Origin of the sequence: Desulfamplus magnetovallimortis (assembly GCF_900170035.1) — a bacterium.
Classification (GTDB): domain Bacteria; phylum Desulfobacterota; class Desulfobacteria; order Desulfobacterales; family Desulfobacteraceae; genus Desulfamplus; species Desulfamplus magnetovallimortis.
The window spans coordinates 1-1,235 of sequence record NZ_LT828579.1; the positions used below are offsets into that span (position 1 = coordinate 1).

2 protein-coding genes are annotated in these 1,235 nt (G+C 38.1%); both read right to left on the reverse strand.

Going from position 1 to position 1,235, the window contains the following annotated elements; translation table 11 throughout:
- On the reverse strand, positions 1-586 hold a 586-nt coding region (locus tag MTBBW1_RS26920), incomplete at its 3' end, for a GIY-YIG nuclease family protein (RefSeq protein ID WP_139786933.1).
- 109 nt (positions 587-695) lie between these two features.
- The coding region (locus tag MTBBW1_RS26925; protein WP_186441750.1) for a helix-turn-helix domain-containing protein at positions 696-1,235 on the reverse strand (540 nt) is incomplete at its 5' end.

Below are 1,235 nucleotides of genomic sequence, written 5' to 3' on the forward strand. Positions count from 1 at the left end.
TAGCACTAAGGGCATCCCTGGTTGTGATTTCACCGTTGATGATTTTTTGATACAATGTCGGGTTATTATTGCGAATCATGGATATTTCGGCAATATAGGTGATACATTTGCCCCTGACCCATGCACCAAACTCTTTTTGTTTCTCTTCCCAGACAGCAGGATGTTCCAGTCTGTTATATTGATTTGTCTTTACACTGTTGCCTTCAATAAAATAGTCCTGTTGAACTATAGCCTTATAACAGGAGCCTACATTGAGACTGTCTGATTTGCCGTTGCAGAGAGGATGTCCGCAGTCAATGAGTATATCTGCCCATTTGTCCTCTGCATTCTCCATTTCATCTGCATCGCTTATCTCTTCGAGCACAATATACTCAAGTTGTCTTCCCGATAAAGATAGAAAGGCAAAGCAGACCTCAGCACTCTGGTTGATTGGTTCTGGAATAAGCCCGTGCTGTAAAGCTTTCATTGTGGATTCTTTCCATAAGTGCCGGTGAGTGTTTATTCTGCTGTCAATATTTGCAGACCGTCCAATATAGACAATTTTTCTGGTTGTTGAATCGATGATTCCATAAATTCCGCTTTTCATTTTGAATATCCTTTGTTTAATTGGTTTGAGATAATTTTCATATCTTCAATTGTTCTGATAATTCGCCATATACGTTTAATTTGATGAGTCTGACCATGTAGGAATATCCTCATGATCTTTTCTTTTCCGCAGCAATATGGATAAGATTTGAAATTATTCTGAATAATTCGGACTTTCTATCTGTGTAATAGAGAAATAGAAAATCATCCATCAACTGATCACGCTCAATGACAGGCTGGGTGATCTCCATGATATCCACTTTAAAAATATCGCAGAGCTTAAAAAGCTGTGTTCTGCTGATACCCCTGGTCCCTTTTTCAATTGTGCAGATTGCTCCCGAGCTTTTATAGCCAAGCTTTTCAGCAAGGTCTTCCTGTGTCATGCCCCATTTTTTTCTAAGTTTTTTAATATTTTTTCCAATCTGAATATTTTCAGGTTTTGCTTTGACATGATTCTTTTTGATCTTGAACAGGATCATGGGGTCGATGTTCAATACTTTCGCAATCTTTGTGATACATTCTTCTCCAAAATTTTCTATTCCGTTTTCGACATTGACCAGAGCTGTCTCACTTGATTCGATTAAATGTGCAAGTTCCCTCCTGCTTAAACCTGCATTTTTTCTCAGTTCTCTAATTTTTTTTCCTATCAC